Below are 17,303 nucleotides of genomic sequence, written 5' to 3'. Positions count from 1 at the left end.
GTTCATAGGGTTTCTCGGTATTGAGTAGATGGTCTCCGTCTGCGATTTCTTGATAGCGGCCTTTTGGCAGGAGCTTGGCCAATTTTTTAGAAGAAGATTGATTGGCCCAATCTCTGCTACCACAAACAACCAAGCTAGGAAGAGGGCAAGCTTTAGCGGTATCGGTTAAATTGAGCCCTTTTAATTCGGTCAAGATTTGAAGCATCTGTTGTTTATTGGCATCTTGTTTTTCAAAGACATGCTTGGGAAGTAGACGAAAGAGAAGGATCTGGAGCCGATAGAGGGGATTGGTGTTGAGTTTGTATTGAGTTCCCGCAAGGACCAAGCCCTTGAGTTGCGGAAAGTCTTGTCTGGAGAGATCCAGAGCGAGCACGCCACCTAGTGAGAGTCCTACCAGAATAAAGGGTTCGCTTTCTTGCTGGAGGCGCTCCATCAACCTTTCTTTGACTTCCTGATAGCTTTCTTTTGGATGGGAGAAAATATCAAAAGTTTTGGAGTGCAAGGGTGAAAGTGCAAATTGGACTCCTTGCCAAGAGAGGACATCTTGCCCTAGTCCATGTAAAAAAATTAGTTTCATCAGGAATCCTTTCTTTGAAAATCGAGTTCGTAGAGACCACGAAGAGCATTGCAGGCATAAATACGATCAGCGTCTGTTAAATCGTTCAGAGTTAAGAGTTTTTCTTCAACTTGCTGGGTCTCAAGAAGATGGCGCCGATAAATGCCATCGAGTAAGGGGAGGTGAGCTGGTGGGGTATAGAGTTGTCCCTCTATCTCCAGCACCAGATTGCCAATCGTCGTCTCTAGCAAGGTTCCGTCTGGCAGATGGAAAATTTGCTCGTGATCTGACTGGTTGAGATGGTCTCTCTGACTCGTTTTGAAATAAGTAAATGGCGTCGCTAAATCAAGCTTCTGCTCTGTCAGTTGGGCCTGTAGATAGCTAGCGGGCAAGTCGGTCAGCTCCGTGATTACTAGGTGAAAGGTCCCGTTTTTTTGCAAGGCAATCCGACAACGATAGTCAAGGTTGAGATCTAAATGAGCGAGTTCTTCTTGAAGTTCTTTCAGGAGCTTCGACTCATCATAAGGATAGGCAAAGTAGCAACTAGCTTCTCTCATGCGTGTTACATGTTGGTCGAGGAAAGTCAACTCTCCTTGGTGGATGCGGCCAGTTGTCAGGAGCTCAAAGCGAGGCTCTTGCCGGTAAAGGACAGCTGATTTTTGCTTGGTTTCCTGGTATTCACCTTCCCATTTGCTGTCCCAAGTGATGCCTCCTCCCACGCCATAGATGGCTTGATCTCCCTGCATTTGAAGGGTCCGGATGGCTACATTAAAAATCCGTTTCCCTTTTGGAAGAAGGATGCCGATCGTTCCACAGTAGACACCTCGAGGAGCCTTCTCCGTCTTGTGGATGATTTCCATAGTGGAGATCTTCGGTGCTCCTGTAATCGAGCCACAAGGAAAGAGAGCTCGGAAGGTTTGGACCAGGTCGACCTTAGCTCGTAAGCGACTTTCAATGGTCGAGGTCATCTGCCAAACGGTGGAGTATTGCTCGACTTGGCAAAGACGGGTCACCTGCTCACTTCCAATCTCCGAAATCCGGTTCATGTCATTGCGAAGGAGGTCGACGATCATCATGTTTTCTGCTCGATTTTTCGGATCGGCTTCTAACCAAGCAGCCTCTTGAAGATCCTCTTGGTTAGTGAGACCACGGTGTGTCGTTCCTTTCATAGGGCGCGTGGTCAGTAGCCGGTCGTCTTGCTCAAAAAAGAGCTCAGGACTGATAGAGAGAATGGAGACATCATCGTGCTGGATGAAGGCATTGTAATGGGCCTTTTGCTCTACCACCAAGCGATTATAGATGGCCAAAGGATCAGACTTTAGCTCTTGAGAAAGCTGGACAGTGTAGTTGACCTGGTAGGTATCTCCCTGGCGAATATGGTGATGGATGGTCTTGATGGCTTCTTGATAAGCAGGCGCCTCTACCTCTTCCTTCCAATTGGCTGGAAGATCCACAGCTTCATAGTCCTCTGGAAAAGGAAGGGTTTCGACCTCCTCGTGGATAGTAAAATAGAGGAGATACTCTCCCATAAGAGGTGCTGGATGGACAGCAAACTTCTTCTCAAAAGCAGGAGCAGCCTCGTAGCTGACATAGCCAACAGCATAAAAGCCTTGCTTCTGGTAGGCTTCGACTTCTCTAAGAAGATCCTCTACCTGGTCGAGGTTTCTAGTTTTTAATTCCTTTATGGGCTTGGTGAAAAGGTGGCGTAAACCAAGCTCTTTAAAATCAATGATGGTTTGTTTATGCATGCTTTGAGTATATCAAAAATAGAGGAAAAAAGGTAGATAAGGATGTAAGATTCCTTGCTTGACCTTCCCTTTCATGCTAAAATAACCATAGCAACTGCTTTGGGCAAGGAGTAGGACCATGCAAAAGAATCTTCTCTATAACACCTCTAGTATCAGCTTTTTTCAATACCTCTTTGCGATTGCAGTGATTTTGGTGCATAGTGGTCGCTTGACCTCCTATGAGCCACTGCATTTTGGTCTTAAGAGTATGCTCGGCCGGCTAGCGGTGCCATTTTTTATCGTCTGTGCCAGCTTTTTCCTCAAGCAATCCCTAGGGAATTCTCAGAAAATGAAGGCCTATCTGGTCAAAATCGTAAAAACCTATTTGTTTTGGAGTTTTGTTTACCTTCCTTATGCCTGGCTCTTTTTCTCTAGTCTCCATCTTCCTATCTATCTTTTTCCAGCAGGTGTTCTCATTGCACTGATCTATCTGGGGATGTGCTACCAACTCTGGTATATCCCAGCCTTTTTGCTGGGTTTGTTTTTGGTCAATCAATTGGTCAAACACCTAGGTATGGTTTGGACGGGGTTGATCACCTTTCTTCTTTACTGCTGGGGCTTGATCGAGACCTATTCGGCTTATCTGGACACCACAAGTCTTCTCAAAGGTTACCAGCTCTACAGCAATTTATTTTTTACAGCGCGAAATGGTCTCTTTTACACGCCCATTTTTATTTATATGGGATACTATCTGTATGATCATTTTCATGCACAAACTTTTAGAATTCACCGTTGGGAAAAGCTTGCTCTTGCCTTTGGTTTGCTCTGTCTAGAAGGAATTATCATTTTTCAACATGAAGGAATTGATAAGAACTTTTTCTTTCTCCTTCCCTTTGTGACCGTTTATTTTGTCAATGCCTGCCTGCGATCGTCCTTTTTGAAAAGTTATGATTTACAGTATTTAAAGCAGATGAGTATAGCTCTTTACTTTTCGCATCCGATCTTTATCGAGTTGGCACGCCATGGCTTTAGATCTCTCCCACTCTCTTATCCAGACAGGGGCAAGCTGATTTTTGTGACCGCCCTGTTTGGCAGCCACCTTTTCGGACTAGCTATGCTGTGGCTTCAAGATAAAAAGAAAAATCAAAAAACTTCACCAATCTAGGATAAGGTGAAGTCTTTTTTATGACTTAGTAAGGGCAATTTCCTCTAGCTTTGTGTAGCTTTTTTCAATTCCCGAACGTTTTCAAGAAAACTTCAGAAAATTCTTGACTTCTGATGAAATAGGCGTATGATTAGTTGTGAACTGTTGAACAATCCTTTTCAAGAGAAACCCTGATGTCGGCTAAGGGATCTGTGAAAGGTGAAGCGGTTCAAATCAAAAATCTATAGAGCGTTGCGTCCGAAAGTCTAAACAGACACGGCTCTTTAAAAACAAAAGGAGAAGATTATGAAAACAGAACCGATTCATCGTACCAGTATGTGGAAATTTAAGTTAAGTGCTGCCACCATGACTTTGATTCCCGCTGCCGTGGGGATTAACTATGTTGCCAAAGCCTTGGCGGAGGGGTTAAAGTTGCCCGTTTGGCTGGGGTCTTTGGGAACCTTTCTTGCCAGCATGTTGGCTGGGCCGGTTGCCGGTGCCATCAGTGGTTTCATCAACAACGTGATCTATGGGCTGACCTTATCGCCAATTTCAACCGTGTATGCGATTACCAGCATCGGAATTGGGATTGCTGTCGGAGTTTTGCACGCCAATGGGTGGTTCTCGTCAGCGCGACGAGTATTTGTTTCTGCTATTATTATTGCCATCGTTTCAGCTGTCATTTCAACGCCACTCAACGTCATCTTTTGGGGTGGTCAGACCGGTATCGCTTGGGGTGACTCATTGTTTGCGGTAATGGTCGCCAATCATGCACCAGTGTGGCTGGCCTCATTTACCGATGAGTTTGTCTTGGATATTTTGGATAAAGTCTGCGTGGCCTACCTGGCATTCTTCATCTATCGTCAGCTGCCGAAGCGGATGGTGCACTTCTTTAGCGGTGATAAATGATGACTGATCAAACATTGATTTCTGGAGCGCCACGGGTCAAGCTCAAGTGGTACCAGGTGATCGATCCGATTACTAAGCTCTTGTTCATCTTGGACATGACGTTGTTGAGCTTTGCCAGTATGAATTTATTGCTTCAGGCCGGATTAATTCTTGTCGCAACACTGCTATTGTTATTTTCCAAATTGAGTTCTACCATCTTTAAGGCGCTGGGATTCAGCCTGTTTCTGATTTGCACCATGCTGATCATCCAAGGGTTATTTTACAGTCGGAATCAAACTGTGCTGTTTTCTGTGCTTGGGGTGTCGTTCTACAAAGAAGGCCTGATTTACGCCACCACTCTGGGTTGTCGAGTATTGGTGATTATTTTGACCAGTGGCTTTTTTATGGTGACCACGAGTATTTCAGAAAACGCGGCCTATTTGGAACTGTCCGGATTGTCTTATAAAACCGTCTACGTTCTGATGTCGGTGTGTTATATTTTGCCGGAAATGATGCGCAATATGCGGAAAATCCAGCAGGCACAAAAAGTTCGCGGAACCAATCCGCAAAAAACGTTGATTCAGAAATTAAAGTCAGTCCTGCCGGTTCTAATTCCATTGGTGATTAAGACCTTGGATCAATCGATGGCGCGGTCGATTTCTCTCCAACTGAGAGGTTTTGATAATCTCAACCGGACTGTCAGAACCTCCCAGCGCGAGTATCGCCTGTCGCGGACGCTGCACATTGGTCTGACTGGATTGGCAATTTTATTGATTGGGTGGAAGATATGGACGAAGATAAACGGATTGTAATTGAAAATTTGACCACCCGTTATCCGGGTACTGAGCAACCACAACTGCGTCAGATTAACGCGGAGGTTCATACCGGCCAGGTGGTTGGGATTATCGGGAATAGCCACTCCGGCAAATCGACTTTGTGCCGTGTGCTGGCAGGGGTCATTCCCAAAATGGTGTCTGCTGAGATTGAGGGCGACTGGCACATGTTTGGCCAGCGAGTGTCCGACAATTGGCCCGTTTATAATGCCATGAATGGAGTTGTACTGCAAAATCCAGCTGGCCAACTAAGCGGGTTGGCAGACACGGTTGCCGATGAAATCGCCTTTGACTTGATTAATCAGGGAATGGCTGAAGGACTGATTCAAAAACGGGTTGAAGAAGTTGCCACGCAAATGGGGCTGATTGAACAGCTGAATTTGCGTCCCGAGAGCCTTTCCGGTGGTCAGAGCCAGCGGTTGGCAATTGCCACGGCGATTGCGGCTAACCCGGCTGTTTTGATTATGGATGATCCGACCAGTCAGATGGATCCCCTTGGCCGCCGACAATTTTTCCAATGGCTGGCCCAAGTCAAAGAGACGACTGTCTTCATTGTCACCAGTGAAATTGACGATTTGTGCGAAGTCGCCGACGTTGTGTGGGTGCTGCACGAGGGTCAAATGGTAGCCCAGGGCAAGCCGGGTGAGGTGTTTAATCATTTGGCAGCTGACTGGCAGGTTCCAGCCCCGACAATCCAGCAACTTGCTCAAAAAATGGATTGGCACTTGGCTGATGGCCGGTATCCGGTGAATGACGCTGAACTGAAGGAGGTTTTTTATGTCCACAATTGAACTGAACCACCTGACGTTCACTTATCCGGAACGGTCCTTTAGCTTGGATGTCGAAGACAAACACTTCGCCGATCCGATGGTGGCGATTGTCGGCCAAAATGGTGCCGGCAAATCAACGCTCTTCAAATTGTTGACGGGCTTGCTGACACCACAAACCGGTGTGATTAAGATCGATGGAGAAAATTTTAATGATCTTAAACCAGTCGAAAAGTTACTGAAGGTTGGGATTACTTTTCAGAATCCTGACGATCAGCTTTTCAACCCGACCGTTCAACGAGAGGTGGAGTGGAGTGTCGCGCAGGTCATGGATGACCACGACACGATTACGAGGCGGGCTTTAGCGGCTCTAAAAAGAGTTGGCTTGGATGATAAAACAGCTGAAAGTCCATATGACCTGTCATTGTCGGAACGCAAGCTGTTGAGCGTTGCCACAGTTTTGGCAGTGGATCCGGCGATTTATTTATTTGATGAGCCGATGATGTCGCTTGATTGGGAAAGCCGGCGCAAGTTGACCGCAATTTTCCATCAGTTGGCTGATTCGGGCCACCAAGTTGTGACCATCACCCATGACATGGATTGGGTCGCCGCCGAGTTTGAGTCGGTGTATGTTATGGAACACGGGAAGTTTGGCTTCGCCGGCAGTCCACGGGAATTGTTCAGCGATCACGAACTTGTCCAGCGAGTGGGATTACTACCACCGCGGATTATGGACATAGCGGAGTCGCTGGGTGATTCACAGACATATTTATCGGTTAATGATTATTACCAGAAAAATCGAGATGTATAGAAAAAGTCACCTCTGCGGGTTTTCCAGGTTGAAGGATTAACTTCAGCTTCTGGCAAGAACTCACATGGGTGACTTTTGTGTTTAATAACGTTTCATGATCATCGGGTGCTTCCTCAGATCACTCGGTTTGGTTTTACTTTGTTTCATGGTCATAATCATATACCATTTCTTTTGGATCTTTTGTTTGACTAATACAAAATAGGTCTTCAAAGGTCTTCGCATTTTTAGCGCCCATTAGGATCATCAGTATAATTTTCTGAATTAGGAGACTGTCCCATCACTATTCGAACTTCGTCTCCCGACTTACGCTGTTCCCATTCATCCGTGAATCCTTTAAATCGCAATTCTGGAACTTTCTTTTTAACTGAATCATCTATTTTCGCCATAGTCCCCACCATTTTATTGGTTTTTCTTGATTTACCTTATCAACAGTCTAGTTGGTTGGTACCAATGGAGCAAGGCGGCTAAGAAGGGATATTAGTGGCAATTAATAAAATACATGAGGTTGGGCATATTGCCCCACCTCTTTTTATGATATACTAGAGTAGTTTTTGAGACTTGTAAAAAATGTGATTTTCTAGTTCAAATTTATAAAAAGAAAAGGGGAGAACATGGACATCTTTTTGAGGAGCATATCAGGGATCCTGGTCATCATGGGCATGATTTTAGTGGGCTTTGTCATTGGTGAAAAAGGCTGGTTCGATGACAAGTCGCGTGACCTACTCGCTAAATTGGTCACTCAAGTTGCTCTTCCCTGCTATATGCTCTACACCATCACGCAGCGCTTCACAGCAGCAGATCTACTTAAAATGTTGCCAGCCTTGCGGTTTCCTGCCCTGTCTATGGTTATTTTGCTTGGCATCGCGACAGGAGTAGCCAGGATCTTTGCAGTGAGACAGGACCATCGTGGCCTCTTTATTTCCATGTTTTTTAACTCCAATACGATTTTCGTGGGGCTTCCCATTAACCAAGCCCTTTTTGGAGATGCCAGCATTCCCTATGTTTTGATCTATTACATGTGTAATACGACCTTTTTCTGGACTTTGGGGACCTATCTGATTCAGCGGGATGGTGAGGGAGAAGCGCAGTTTGATCTCAAAACGAGTCTGAAAAAAGTCTTTTCTCCGCCCCTCATGGGCTTTATCTTGGGGCTAGTCATGGTGATGCTGCAGATCAAGTTGCCAGCCTTTCTAGCCAGTGATTTGCAGTATCTGGGCAATTTAACAACCCCTTTATCCATGATATTCATCGGTTTGTCAGTGTCCAATGCAGGACTAAAACAGCTGACTCTGAAAAAAGACCAATTCTTAATTCTGTTAGGTCGCTTCGTGGTTGCCCCACTTTTGATGGCGACCATTGTTTACTGGGCACCTCTTCCAAGCTTGATGAAGCAAGTCTTTATCATCCAGTCCGCCATGCCTGTGATGACCAATGCGCCAGTTGTTGCCAGACTCTACGGAGCTGATAGTGATTATGCAGCGGTCATGGTGACAGAGACGACCCTTGCAACCATGGTGGTGATCCCTTTTCTCATGCTGTTGATGGCTTAACAAATAGAAACTACAAAAGCTCAAGTTTTTTGAAAACTTGAGCTTTTCTTATATGAGAGCTAATAAAATTGTAATCACCCGATGCCCATCCGAATCAGATGGTGGACTGGGTGGAAGTTTCCTTTGTGTTTTCCATTCCAATAGGCCCCGTAGCAAATCAAACCACAGCCGATCAGCCAAAGGACTAGAGCGACAATCGGTAAAAAGAAGTAGAGGATGAGAGATAAGGTCGCAAGGCTACTTCCGATGAGGAGAAATGTATTTCCTAGAGTGTGATTCCCTTTTTTAACTTCAGAAAGAGAAGCCAATAAGTGAAGAAGAACAAAAGCAAGGGCAAAGAAGGCTGTAAAAAAGTCGAGAAGAATGGGGAAGAACATAGGGTTTCCTTTCTAAGATATGATTGCCTGAGTACTATTTTTTATGACTGATTTTATGAAGAATCATAAATGATACTACAAGATTTAAAATAATAACCAATAAGGTAAAAAGAGAGTAACCATAAAGTTTAATTGGAAATTCATTTTTGAGATTGCAAAGAGCAAGCAAACTCGTTAAAATGCCCGTCAACAATCCAGGCACATATTTTCGTATAACGATTGTTTGAATCAGATGTCCGAACACATGGTAGATATAAGCGATTATGATGCTTGCGTAAATGCTATAGTTGTTAAACTGGTAACTAAGATATAGCGACGTCATTAGGATCAGAAATTGCTCCAAGACAATGGCATTGAAAGCAAAAGGAGTGTAATAAGATAGGATTCGATTGTTTGGATACTGGATTGATATTTTTTTGAAAAAGGATGGCATCCAAACGATTTCTTCGAGTTCGTGAAGCATGAAGAGTGCTGGAAATAAAAAGTAAAATTGCACGATGGACATTAAAAACACCCCTTTCTAGTTCGAACCCACTTTCAGAATCTCTAAATAAAACTGAACGGCTTCTTGTTCTGTGTAAGATTTGCCTTTTTTCAACCACCAGCTGAGGGTTTCAATGAAGTTAGTAACGACAAGGTGCTTGAGATAAGAATGAGGAATAGTAGGATGAGTCTTGATCAGTTCATCAGCCACCATTGGATAGACATCATGTTCTAGCTCTTTTCGCAGTTGCCGGATAAAATAATCATTTTTAGAGAGCAAGAGACTAGTCACATGGTCTTGATTTTTTTTGAAATGCTGGAAGATATGAGCCAGGTAGTCTTGTGGAGAGAGGTGTTCAGCACGCTCAAAGAGATGGTGAAAGAGCTTTTGGCAGAGTTCATCCAGTAGTAATTCCTTGCTCTCGTAATGACTGTAAAAGGTCGAGCGCCCCACATCAGCAAGGTCTATGATTTCTTGAACCGTGATGGCCTCGTAGTCTTTTTGGTTGAGTAAGTGTAAGAAAGCCTGATAGATAGCTTTTCGAGTTTTGGTGATGCGACGATCCTGTGCTGTCATATGGACACTTAGAACAAACTGTTCAGTAACGTACACCCTAAACGGTTTGCCCCTATCCTTTCTGTTGTGAATGTTAGATAATGATAATGAACATGATGTTCATGAATCTATTATAACAAAGGAAATAGGATTATGAAGACAAAACATGCGGTCTGGATCGCTTTTTTCTTGAATTTGAGTTATGCCATTGTTGAGTTTATTGCAGGAGGGATTTTTGGATCTAGCGCAGTCCTTGCGGATTCGGTCCATGACTTGGGAGATGCGATTGCTATTGGGATCTCCGCCTTTCTGGAGAGTATTTCCAATCGTGAAGAAGACAGCCACTATACCTTGGGCTACAAGCGCTTTAGCCTTTTAGGGGCTATGGTAACTGCAGTGATTCTCATGACAGGGTCCGTTTTAGTCATTTTAGAAAATATAACGAAACTCTTTCATCCACAACCTGTCAACGATGAGGGCATCCTCTGGCTAGGAATCATAGCCGTCAGCATCAATGTGCTAGCGAGTCTCGTCATTCGCAAGGGGCAAACCAAGAACGAATCCATTCTTAGCCTGCATTTTCTGGAAGATACTCTGGGTTGGGTGGCTGTCATCCTAATGGCTATTGTTCTCCGATTTACCGATTGGTATATTCTGGATCCTCTCTTGTCTCTTGCTATTTCCATCTTTATTCTGTCCAAAGCCATTCCACGTTTTTGGAGCACGCTCAGGATTTTCCTCGATGCCGTGCCAGAAGGAGTAGATATCCAGCAAGTGAAGAGTGATTTGGAGCAGTTGGAGCACGTGGCTAGTATCAATCAGCTCAATCTCTGGACCATGGATGGGCTGGAAAAGAACGCCATTGTCCATGTTTGTTTAGAGCATGTCAACCACATGGAGGTTTGTAAAGAAGCGATTCGTACCTTGCTCAAAGATTGTGGTTTTCAAAACGTCACCATTGAGGTTGATGAAGACCTGGCAACCCACCGAGCCCATAAACGCAAGATCGAAGAACTGGAAGTTGATCAAGGTCATGGGCATGATTATCACCACCATTAATGACGAGTTGGTATGAGCAGAAGCTCGATAAAAAGTGTATACTATAGATAAGTAAGCAATAGAAAGTAGGTTAATCCTATGAAGAAAACAGTCTATACAAAAGCTGGGCAAGTGGGTCTAGTAGAAGTAGAACGTCCACGCATCGAAGCACCGGATGATGTCATTCTCCGCATCGTTCGTACCTGTGTCTGTGGATCCGATCTATGGAGCTACCGCAATCCTGATATTGAAGCAGGGCATCAAAATAGTGGCCACGAAGCCATTGGGATTGTCGAAGAAATCGGAGAAGCCATTACAACGGTTAAACCAGGAGACTTTGTTATCGCGCCTTTCACCCATGGTTGTGGGGAGTGTGATGCCTGTCGTGCTGGTTATGATGGGACGTGTGACCGCCATATCGGCACCAACTGGTCTGACGGGGCGCAAGCAGAGTACATCCGTTTCCACTTTGCCAATTGGGCCCTTGTCAAAATTCCAGGGCAACCATCTGATTATACAGAAGCCATGCTCAAATCCTTCTTGACGCTGGCTGATGTCATGCCGACGGGCTATCATGCAGCGCGTGTAGCTAATGTGCAAAAAGGTGACAAGGTTGTCGTTATTGGTGACGGTGCTGTTGGCCAATGTGCTGTCATTGCAGCTAAGATGCGTGGTGCATCGCAAATCGTCCTTATGAGTCGCCACGAAGATCGTCAACAAATGGCTTTGGAGTCAGGTGCGACAGCTGTTGTGGCTGAGCGTGGTGAAGAAGGGATTGCCAAGGTTCGTGAAATCCTTAGTGGAGGAGCGGATGCCGCTCTTGAATGTGTCGGTACAGCGGCAGCTGTCGACCAAGCCCTTGGGGTCCTTCATAATGGTGGTCGCTTAGGCTTCGTGGGTGTCCCTCACTACAATAACCGTGCCCTTGGTTCGACCTTTGCGCAAAATATTTCCGTGGCAGGTGGAGCAGCCTCTGTTACCACCTATGACAAACAGTTTTTGCTCAAGGCCGTCCTTGATGGCGATATCAATCCAGGACGCGTCTTCACCCATAGCTATAGCTTGGACGAGATTGATCAAGCCTACAAAGACATGGACGAACGCAAGACCATTAAGGCTATGATTGTGATAGAGTAACGAAAAAGTCTAGTAGAATCGTTTCTGCTAGACTTTTAACTTGGTGTACATAAAATTTTTTAAAATCTTAAAAAGGCTATAAAACATTGATTTATCAAGGATGTTCATGAATAAAATGAGTAGAAGACAAATAAAAAATTAAAATAGTTTATAAAAGCGCTTGCATTTTAGAAATAATGTACTATACTAAATCCATGGATTGTTACTGGTCATGCAGGTAAAACCTAAGCATATACAAGATAGAAATCGCCCTCTTTGTGCGTGTTTTCTGTTTGGTATCTGTTTAGTTTTTTTGTTACCCATTTTCCGGGAATGGGAACAGACTGATGGCCTAAAAATAAAGGAGGCTCCATTATGGCTAAGGATTATACAGAATTAGCTCAAGATATTCTTGATCACGTCGGTGGACGTGATAATGTTACTAGTGTTAAACACTGTGTCACTCGTTTACGCTTCTCTCTTAAGGACGAGAGTAAAGCAGATACAGACTATCTCATGGAAAGAGATGGTATTGTGACAATTGTTCAGGCAGGTGGCCAATATCAGGTTTTTATATTTAATGATTTGAAACATATAGTATATCAGTGACTTTATTTGTACATTTATAAATGTAACCAATGAGTACTAATCATTGATTATTAGTTTCTGATTTACGTAATAGTTGCTTAGAATAGTCTTTTTTTCCGTTATATTATGGAAAAAGAGTACATTTTCATTGTTTATTGTAAAGCTTATAATAAAAGTATCAAAGCCAGGAGGAAAAAAGATGACTACTTTTAAAAATGGATTTTTGTGGGGCGGTGCTGTTGCAGCTCATCAACTTGAAGGAGGATGGCAAGAAGGTGGCAAGGGAATTAGTGTTGCTGATGTGATGACAGCTGGTCGCCATGGAGTTGCTCGTGAAATTACCCCAGGTGTTTTGGAAGGCAAATATTATCCAAACCATGAGGGAATAGATTTTTACCATCGTTACAAAGGAGATATAGCACTTTTTGCTGAAATGGGATTTAAATGTTTCCGAACATCGATTGCCTGGACACGTATTTTCCCAAAAGGTGATGAATTAGAGCCTAATGAACAAGGTTTGCAATTTTATGATGATCTTTTTGATGAGTGCTTGAAACATGGAATAGAGCCTGTAATTACTTTATCTCATTTTGAGATGCCTTATCATTTAGTTACGGAATATGGTGGATGGAAAAATCGAAAATTGATTGATTTCTTTGTTCGTTTTGCGGAAGTTGTATTCAAGCGTTATAAGGATAAAGTTAAATATTGGATGACGTTTAATGAAATCAATAATCAAGCCAATTACCAGGAAGATTTTGCACCATTTACGAACTCAGGCATTGTATATGAGGAGGGTGATAACCGAGAAGCTATCATGTATCAAGCAGCACACTATGAGTTAGTAGCCTCTGCTAAAGCAGTAAAACTCGGTCATGAAATCAATCCGGATTTTCAGATTGGTTGTATGATTGCCATGTGCCCGATATATCCTGCAACTTGTAATCCTAAAGATGTTTTAATGGCTATGAAAGCTATGCAGAAGCGTTATTATTTTGCTGATGTGCATGTTTTTGGTAAATATCCTGAACACATTCTCAAGTATTGGCAACGTAAAGGAATTTCAGTTGATTTTACAGATCAAGATAAAGAGGATTTACTTGAAGGAACAGTAGACTATATTGGATTTAGCTACTATATGTCTTTTGCTATCGATTCTCATCGTGAGAATAACCCTTATTTCGATTATCTTGAAACAGAAGATTTGGTTAAAAATAATTATGTTCAGGCATCTGAGTGGGGGTGGCAAATTGACCCAGAGGGCTTACGTTATGCATTAAACTGGTTTACTGATCACTATCATTTACCACTCTTCATTGTTGAAAATGGTTTTGGTGCCATAGACCAAGTTGAAGCAGATGGCATGGTTCATGATGATTATCGAATTGATTACTTAGGTGCCCATATTCGTGAAATGAAAAAAGCTGTAGTTGAAGATGGCGTTGATTTAATGGGCTATACACCTTGGGGCTGTATTGACCTGGTTTCAGCTGGTACCGGTGAGATGAGGAAACGTTACGGATTTATCTATGTGGATAAAGATGATGATGGACAGGGAAGTTATGAACGCTCACCGAAAAAGTCATTTAATTGGTATAAAGAAGTTATTGCATCTAACGGTGCAACGGTAGAATAAATATGATTGGTAGCATTGCAGCAATTTTAACAACATTTGCTTTTTTGCCGCAAGTTGTGCGTGTAGTAAAAACAAAAGATACCGAATCAATTGCCTTAGGGATGTATATTATGCAGGTTATTGGCATTGCTTTATGGCTTGCTCATGGGCTTCATATTGGTGACTTACCTTTGATTTTGGCTAATAGTATTTCGTTTTTGCTATCTGGTACTATTTTGCTATATAAATTGAAGTATAAATAGTTTTTTTCCGTATCGATTAGGAAAAAATAAGAATGGTTATTGTAAGCGCTTTGATCTATAATAGAATTATAGATAACAAACTACTCAATCAAATATATAGATGATTGGAATTGAAATAAGGAGAAATGTTATGGCAAAAGCTTTAATTATTTGTGCGGCAGGAATGTCTTCATCACTTATGGCGAAGAAAACAACGGAATTTCTTAAAGGTAAAGGTCAAGATATTGAGGTAGATGCTATTAGTGCTACCGAAGGAGGAAAAGCTATTGCAACGGGAGGCTTTGATTTATATCTAGTTAGCCCTCAAACTAAAATGTATTTTAAGCAATTTGAAGAAGCAGGTCTCAGAGTAGGGAAACCGGTAGTACAAATACCTCCTCAAGCATATATTCCAATTCCAATGGGAATTGAAAAAATGGCTAATTTAATTCTTGAAAATATCTAGTTTTAAAATAGATTCAATATCTCCACATTAATGCGAGACAATTAATAAGAATTTAAAATTGATTTCGTATTTGAGACTTGTGAGTATTGTAAATCATTTAGGTGCGGATATATCCTATAAAAGAAGGTGAAAACATGAATTTTAGGAGGGTATGATTGTGTCAAACTCTAAAGAAAAAAGCATCCTTCAATTCTTGATAAGGCATAAGGAGCGTTTTGTTACAAGTAAGGAACTTGCAGAGCACATATCCTGTTCAGATAGAACTGTTCGTAATATCCTCAAGTTAATTGATCAGACAATGAATATTCAGGGTGTTAAGCTGATTTCAAAGCAAGGACAAGGATTCCAATTATTTTTTGAGAATCAAGAGGCATATCAAGAATTTCGGTTAACTTATGAACTTAGTGAAGTTTATTCAACAACCTCCATTTCAAAAAGTGATGATCGTTTATCTTTTATATTAAACAAATTGCTCTTTGAACAAGTCCCGGTTCTTTTTGATGATTTAGCTGATGAACTTTATGTTAGTCGTTCAACTTTATCTCATGATTTTAAAAAAATACGAAGAATGTTATCGGAGTATGATTTATCGATTGAGAGTAGAGCTAATAAGGGAGTATATGTTTCAGGAGAAGAAAGAGATAAACGACGCTTCATTATAAACTATTTTTTGGGTAATCAATTTTTTAAAACAATACACTGTCATGTTCAATCTAACTTTTTTGATCAAACACTATCATTAGAAGAAATAGCTAGAATTATTTTAGAAGAGTGTCATGATGCAAAACTCAAGTTATCAGATTTTGTTTTACAAAATTTGGTTGTTCATGTAGCACTAGCTATTGTGCGCATCAAATCTGGATTTGAGATAAAAAATTTATCTTGCCAGATGTCTAATAATGACACGGAAAGAAAAGTTGCTAAGAAAATACTCGCAAGGATAAGTGAGGTTTCAAATCAAGAATTTCCAGTTCAAGAAGTAGATTATATTACTTTGCATTTATTGGCTAAAAGCCAACTATCTCAAAAAACTCAAATGAAAATTTCTAAAGAGGAAATGAAAAGGTCTTTAGTCCAGACTTTTCAGGCTTTAGGCTTAGATGACATTTATCATTTCTCTTCGGATTTTCAACTTTTTGAGGGATTAATAACACATCTAATGACTTTACAAATTCGTTTGGATAGTCGAATTACTCTCAATAATCCTTTGGTAGATGAGGTTAAAAAGAATTATAGTGACATATTCTTTATGACTAAAGAAATCCTTGAGAATATGGAAACATTCTCTCAGGTGTCTATATCAGATGATGAAATAGCATATGTGAGTCTTCACTTTTTAGCTGCTATAGAGCGTCGGAAAGAAAATGATAAATTTTCTGTTCTTGCTATCTGTGCATCGGGATTCGGCGCTGCTCAAATGCTTAGAAATCGTTTGGAAGCAGAATTTGGTAATCGACTTGAAGTTGTTGACGTAATAGGATATTACGAGTTGAATCAAGAAAAAATCCAAGGCATTGACTTTATTGTATCCGCTGTAGATTTATCAAATCTCTATTTTCAGGTTCCGGTTTTTACGGTTAGCGTCTTCCTTAAAAATGATGAAATTGCTCAAATTCGAGAGGCGATGGATCAGATGCAGGTTTCGAATCATATGAAAAGCTCGCAGATTAACAGGGACGCTTCAGATGTAAAACAGTATTTTAGTAAAGATAATTTTCTAATATGGTTCAATCAAGATAAGAAAAGTTTACTTTCAAAAATGGCTGATGTTTTATCTGGAGGTGAATCGTATAATTTTAAAGATTCTTTACTACACGGTATTCAACAACGTGAGGAGTTAAGTTCGGTAGTTTTCTCTGAAAAGATTGCAGTTCCACATCCGATCCAGGCTTTAGGAACAAATGTAAAGATAGCGGTTGCTATTTGTAAAGATCCCTTGCTTTGGGATGATCAAAACTCAAATGTTCAACTCGTTTTTCTCTTATCGCCATCAATATATGGTAATGAAGGATTGACGGATGTGACTAAAAGAATTGTTTCGCTAACAGAGAAGGAGGACTTGCAAAATCAATTAATAGCTTGCGATAATTTTGAAGATTTTATGAAAATATTTGAGAACGTAACATAGGAGGTTCGTATGAATCAAGAAGAACTACAGGTCGCGGCATTTGAAATTATTCTTCATTCGGGAAATGCAAGATCAGAAATACATGAAGCATTTGCTAAGATGAGGGAAGGTAGTTTCGATGAAGCAGAGAATCAATTAAATAAATCAAATGAAATAATTCTGGAGGCTCATCATGCACAAACCAAACTACTAAATGAATATGCAAGTGGCGTAGAAATTAAAATTGAAATTATCATGGTACATGCTCAAGATCATTTAATGACAACGATGACTTTGTTAGAAGTAGCGAAGGAAATGTTAGTTCTTTATAGGAAAGTTGGCTAAATTTGTATATTTACACAAGGAGGTAAAAATGGATAAAAAAGAACGACAAGAAATTGAACGACAATGTACTGACCCCAAAAAGTTAGACAAATAA

The 17,303-nt window shown here is 41.6% G+C and carries 18 protein-coding genes and 2 pseudogenes; 14 read left to right on the top strand and 6 right to left on the bottom strand.

Annotated elements, in window-relative coordinates:
* Positions 1 to 577 (bottom strand): alpha/beta fold hydrolase (locus tag HMPREF2904_RS01840; RefSeq protein ID WP_070659601.1); only part of this gene is annotated, 577 nt, incomplete at its 3' end.
* Positions 577 to 2,304: an aminodeoxychorismate synthase component I gene (pabB, locus tag HMPREF2904_RS01835; RefSeq protein WP_070659599.1), complete on the bottom strand. Its 1,728-nt coding sequence runs from the start codon at positions 2,302 to 2,304 to the stop codon at positions 577 to 579. The genes pabB and HMPREF2904_RS01840, both read right to left, overlap by 1 nt.
* Before the next feature lie 118 nt (positions 2,305 to 2,422).
* On the opposite strand from pabB, the gene HMPREF2904_RS01830 reads away from it, so the two are divergent.
* From HMPREF2904_RS01830 to HMPREF2904_RS01810, 5 genes are all read left to right on the top strand, one after another.
* Positions 2,423 to 3,448, top strand: coding sequence for an acyltransferase family protein (locus HMPREF2904_RS01830; protein WP_070659596.1), 1,026 nt, complete (start codon positions 2,423 to 2,425; stop codon positions 3,446 to 3,448).
* 285 nt (positions 3,449 to 3,733) lie between these two features.
* A complete protein-coding gene (locus tag HMPREF2904_RS01825; RefSeq protein ID WP_021153833.1) occupies positions 3,734 to 4,336 on the top strand; it encodes a hypothetical protein in 603 nt (200 codons plus the stop codon).
* Positions 4,336 to 5,127 carry an energy-coupling factor transporter transmembrane component T gene (locus HMPREF2904_RS01820; protein WP_176744599.1) on the top strand — a complete coding sequence of 264 codons (792 nt, stop codon included), beginning with the start codon at positions 4,336 to 4,338 and terminating at the stop codon, positions 5,125 to 5,127. The genes HMPREF2904_RS01825 and HMPREF2904_RS01820 overlap by 1 nt, the downstream gene beginning before the upstream one ends.
* Positions 5,103 to 5,939: an ABC transporter ATP-binding protein gene (locus HMPREF2904_RS01815; RefSeq protein ID WP_070659592.1), complete on the top strand. Its 837-nt coding sequence runs from the start codon at positions 5,103 to 5,105 to the stop codon at positions 5,937 to 5,939. The genes HMPREF2904_RS01820 and HMPREF2904_RS01815 overlap by 25 nt, the downstream gene beginning before the upstream one ends.
* Entirely contained in the window at positions 5,926 to 6,726 is an 801-nt protein-coding gene (locus tag HMPREF2904_RS01810; protein ID WP_003005192.1) for an energy-coupling factor ABC transporter ATP-binding protein, read from the top strand. Before HMPREF2904_RS01815 ends, HMPREF2904_RS01810 begins: the two co-directional genes overlap by 14 nt.
* Positions 6,727 to 6,950: 224 nt before the next feature.
* On the opposite strand, the gene HMPREF2904_RS11320 is transcribed toward HMPREF2904_RS01810, so the two are convergent.
* Positions 6,951 to 7,112, bottom strand: coding sequence for a hypothetical protein (locus HMPREF2904_RS11320; protein ID WP_176744598.1), 162 nt, complete (start codon positions 7,110 to 7,112; stop codon positions 6,951 to 6,953).
* Positions 7,113 to 7,337: 225 nt separating this feature from the next.
* On the opposite strand from HMPREF2904_RS11320, the gene HMPREF2904_RS01805 reads away from it, so the two are divergent.
* Positions 7,338 to 8,276 (top strand): AEC family transporter, encoded by a 939-nt coding sequence (locus HMPREF2904_RS01805; RefSeq protein ID WP_070659590.1) that lies wholly within the window; start codon positions 7,338 to 7,340, stop codon positions 8,274 to 8,276.
* Positions 8,277 to 8,324: 48 nt separating this feature from the next.
* Here HMPREF2904_RS01805 and HMPREF2904_RS01800 read toward each other — a convergent pair.
* From HMPREF2904_RS01800 to HMPREF2904_RS01790, 3 genes and pseudogenes are all read right to left on the bottom strand, one after another.
* Positions 8,325 to 8,653: pseudogene (locus HMPREF2904_RS01800) on the bottom strand (glucuronide permease).
* Positions 8,654 to 8,687: 34 nt separating this feature from the next.
* Positions 8,688 to 9,158 carry an HXXEE domain-containing protein gene (locus HMPREF2904_RS01795; RefSeq protein ID WP_049474121.1) on the bottom strand — a complete coding sequence of 157 codons (471 nt, stop codon included), beginning with the start codon at positions 9,156 to 9,158 and terminating at the stop codon, positions 8,688 to 8,690.
* A gap of 15 nt (positions 9,159 to 9,173) precedes the next feature.
* A complete protein-coding gene (locus HMPREF2904_RS01790) occupies positions 9,174 to 9,713 on the bottom strand; it encodes a TetR/AcrR family transcriptional regulator (protein WP_239683019.1) in 540 nt (179 codons plus the stop codon).
* Positions 9,714 to 9,845: 132 nt separating this feature from the next.
* On the opposite strand from HMPREF2904_RS01790, the gene HMPREF2904_RS01785 reads away from it, so the two are divergent.
* The 8 genes and pseudogenes from HMPREF2904_RS01785 to HMPREF2904_RS01750 all read left to right on the top strand — a co-directional run bounded on the left by HMPREF2904_RS01785 (position 9,846) and on the right by HMPREF2904_RS01750 (position 17,209).
* Complete coding sequence (locus HMPREF2904_RS01785; protein WP_031574571.1) at positions 9,846 to 10,751, top strand: cation diffusion facilitator family transporter; 906 nt, start codon at positions 9,846 to 9,848, stop codon at positions 10,749 to 10,751.
* A gap of 78 nt (positions 10,752 to 10,829) precedes the next feature.
* Positions 10,830 to 11,867, top strand: a complete 1,038-nt coding sequence (locus HMPREF2904_RS01780) for a zinc-binding dehydrogenase (RefSeq protein ID WP_070659585.1) — start codon at positions 10,830 to 10,832, stop codon at positions 11,865 to 11,867.
* 354 nt (positions 11,868 to 12,221) lie between these two features.
* Positions 12,222 to 12,443 (top strand): annotated as a pseudogene (locus HMPREF2904_RS01775) (PTS transporter subunit EIIB); the annotation flags it as partial.
* A gap of 190 nt (positions 12,444 to 12,633) precedes the next feature.
* Positions 12,634 to 14,070 (top strand): 6-phospho-beta-glucosidase, encoded by a 1,437-nt coding sequence (locus HMPREF2904_RS01770; RefSeq protein WP_049474116.1) that lies wholly within the window; start codon positions 12,634 to 12,636, stop codon positions 14,068 to 14,070.
* A 2-nt stretch (positions 14,071 to 14,072) separates the two neighbouring features.
* Positions 14,073 to 14,312, top strand: coding sequence for a SemiSWEET transporter (locus HMPREF2904_RS01765; protein WP_049474115.1), 240 nt, complete (start codon positions 14,073 to 14,075; stop codon positions 14,310 to 14,312).
* Between the two features lie 130 nt (positions 14,313 to 14,442).
* Positions 14,443 to 14,757, top strand: coding sequence for a PTS cellobiose transporter subunit IIB (locus tag HMPREF2904_RS01760; protein ID WP_049474114.1), 315 nt, complete (start codon positions 14,443 to 14,445; stop codon positions 14,755 to 14,757).
* A 151-nt stretch (positions 14,758 to 14,908) separates the two neighbouring features.
* Positions 14,909 to 16,885, top strand: a complete 1,977-nt coding sequence (locus HMPREF2904_RS01755) for a BglG family transcription antiterminator (protein WP_080978532.1) — start codon at positions 14,909 to 14,911, stop codon at positions 16,883 to 16,885.
* Between the two features lie 9 nt (positions 16,886 to 16,894).
* Entirely contained in the window at positions 16,895 to 17,209 is a 315-nt protein-coding gene (locus HMPREF2904_RS01750; protein ID WP_049474113.1) for a PTS cellobiose transporter subunit IIA, read from the top strand.
* The last annotated feature ends 94 nt before the right edge of the window (positions 17,210 to 17,303 follow it).

Source organism: Streptococcus sp. HMSC072G04 (assembly GCF_001813295.1).
In the GTDB taxonomy this organism is placed as follows: domain Bacteria; phylum Bacillota; class Bacilli; order Lactobacillales; family Streptococcaceae; genus Streptococcus.
Note: the sequence above shows the minus strand (reverse complement) of the source record. Positions and strands in the feature narration are given on the sequence as shown.

Coding starts and splice junctions, on each gene's coding strand:
- HMPREF2904_RS01755 (WP_080978532.1), top strand. CDS start 14,909: ATGATTGTGTCAAACTCTAAAGAAAAAAGCATCCTTCAATTCTTGATA.
- HMPREF2904_RS01780 (WP_070659585.1), top strand. CDS start 10,830: ATGAAGAAAACAGTCTATACAAAAGCTGGGCAAGTGGGTCTAGTAGAA.
- HMPREF2904_RS01825 (WP_021153833.1), top strand. CDS start 3,734: ATGAAAACAGAACCGATTCATCGTACCAGTATGTGGAAATTTAAGTTA.
- HMPREF2904_RS01820 (WP_176744599.1), top strand. CDS start 4,336: ATGACTGATCAAACATTGATTTCTGGAGCGCCACGGGTCAAGCTCAAG.
- HMPREF2904_RS01785 (WP_031574571.1), top strand. CDS start 9,846: ATGAAGACAAAACATGCGGTCTGGATCGCTTTTTTCTTGAATTTGAGT.
- HMPREF2904_RS01795 (WP_049474121.1), bottom strand. CDS start 9,158: ATGTCCATCGTGCAATTTTACTTTTTATTTCCAGCACTCTTCATGCTT.
- HMPREF2904_RS01815 (WP_070659592.1), top strand. CDS start 5,103: ATGGACGAAGATAAACGGATTGTAATTGAAAATTTGACCACCCGTTAT.
- HMPREF2904_RS01830 (WP_070659596.1), top strand. CDS start 2,423: ATGCAAAAGAATCTTCTCTATAACACCTCTAGTATCAGCTTTTTTCAA.
- pabB (WP_070659599.1), bottom strand. CDS start 2,304: ATGCATAAACAAACCATCATTGATTTTAAAGAGCTTGGTTTACGCCAC.
- HMPREF2904_RS01750 (WP_049474113.1), top strand. CDS start 16,895: ATGAATCAAGAAGAACTACAGGTCGCGGCATTTGAAATTATTCTTCAT.
- HMPREF2904_RS01810 (WP_003005192.1), top strand. CDS start 5,926: ATGTCCACAATTGAACTGAACCACCTGACGTTCACTTATCCGGAACGG.
- HMPREF2904_RS01760 (WP_049474114.1), top strand. CDS start 14,443: ATGGCAAAAGCTTTAATTATTTGTGCGGCAGGAATGTCTTCATCACTT.
- HMPREF2904_RS01770 (WP_049474116.1), top strand. CDS start 12,634: ATGACTACTTTTAAAAATGGATTTTTGTGGGGCGGTGCTGTTGCAGCT.
- HMPREF2904_RS11320 (WP_176744598.1), bottom strand. CDS start 7,112: ATGGCGAAAATAGATGATTCAGTTAAAAAGAAAGTTCCAGAATTGCGA.
- HMPREF2904_RS01765 (WP_049474115.1), top strand. CDS start 14,073: ATGATTGGTAGCATTGCAGCAATTTTAACAACATTTGCTTTTTTGCCG.
- HMPREF2904_RS01805 (WP_070659590.1), top strand. CDS start 7,338: ATGGACATCTTTTTGAGGAGCATATCAGGGATCCTGGTCATCATGGGC.
- HMPREF2904_RS01790 (WP_239683019.1), bottom strand. CDS start 9,713: ATGACAGCACAGGATCGTCGCATCACCAAAACTCGAAAAGCTATCTAT.